Raw genomic sequence first — 1,310 nt, forward strand, 5'->3', positions numbered from 1 at the left:
CGCACAGCAACGTGCTGTGGCGGTCCACCATTTGGACACGCCCTGGCGACCTTCAGACTTGGAGCAACGCAACGGACGAGCCGTGCGCAAGGGAAATCTTATCGCCAAGGAATTTGCGGACAACAAGGTTGATGTGATTATCTATGCCGTGGAACGTTCCTTGGATAGCTACAAGTTTAACCTGCTGCATAATAAGCAGCTTTTCATCAACCAGCTGAAGACAAACACGCTCGGCAGTCGTACCATTGATGAAGGGTCGATGGATGAGGACAGCGGCATGAACTTCTCAGAATACGTAGCAGTGCTTTCGGGTAATACCGACCTTTTAGAGAAAGCAAGATTGGATAAGAAGATTACCACCTTGGAATCAGAACGTAAGAACTTCCTTCGTGAGCGTGATGCCGCAACGGGCAAGTTGGCTGAGATTGAGAGTTCCGTGTCCTTCCATACGGATAAAATAAAGGAGGCACAGTCTGACTTAGCTCTCTTTGAGAAGCGTGTGGAGCGTGATGATGAAGGTACACCTATAAATAAACTCACCATCAAAGGCGTGGAGGACAGTACGGACCTCAAAGTCATTGCTGCACGTTTACAGGAGATTGACGAGAAGGCACGCACCAAAGGAGAGTACAACAAAATCGGTGAAGTTTATGGCTTTTCCATTATGGTCAAGACAGAGAGTACTTCCAAGGACTTGTTCGACTGCTCGGTGAACCGCTTCTTTGTGAAAGGGCAGGAGTCTATCTACTACACTTACAATAACGGTAAGTTGGCTACGGACCCGAAACTTGCGTGTCAGAACTTCGTTAATGCTTTGGAACGTATTCCAAAGGTAATAGAGTCGCATGAGAAGGAAATGGCAAAGGTTGTGGCTAACAAAGACGTTTACACCAACATTGCCAACAGTTCTTGGAAGAAAGAGGACGAGCTTCGCTCACTCAAAAGTGAAGCTGCTGAATTGGACAGAAAGATTGCGCTTACCCTTGCTCCACCAGATGAAGAAAAGGAAGAAAAAGAGGAAATAAAGCAAAGAAAAGATTTATCCAACAACTACTCTGCCAAAATAAAGAATGAGAACAATCCTGTCCAAGACAAAGAGGAAGATAGTCGTTTGCAGACTTTTAGACCCAAGTGGAGACGTTAAAAGAATGGTTGTTTTTCTTTCCTGCAAGTAAACTAATAGTTGACTTATGAGGAAATTTTCGAACTATTCCCAAGAGGAAAATCAGCCAATATATATCTATGCGATAGTTAGACTTTGGCAATAAAATAAATATTTTGCCAAAATCTAACTGTTAGGTTTGATGCCC

General features: G+C 44.1%; 1 pseudogene. It reads left to right on the forward strand.

The annotated features are described in order from the left end of the window. Positions 1-1,144 (forward strand): annotated as a pseudogene (locus tag HMPREF9420_RS12745) (helicase); the annotation flags it as partial. Between the last annotated feature and the right edge of the window lie 166 nt (positions 1,145-1,310).

This window comes from Segatella salivae DSM 15606 (genome assembly GCF_000185845.1).
GTDB lineage: Bacteria > Bacteroidota > Bacteroidia > Bacteroidales > Bacteroidaceae > Prevotella > Prevotella salivae.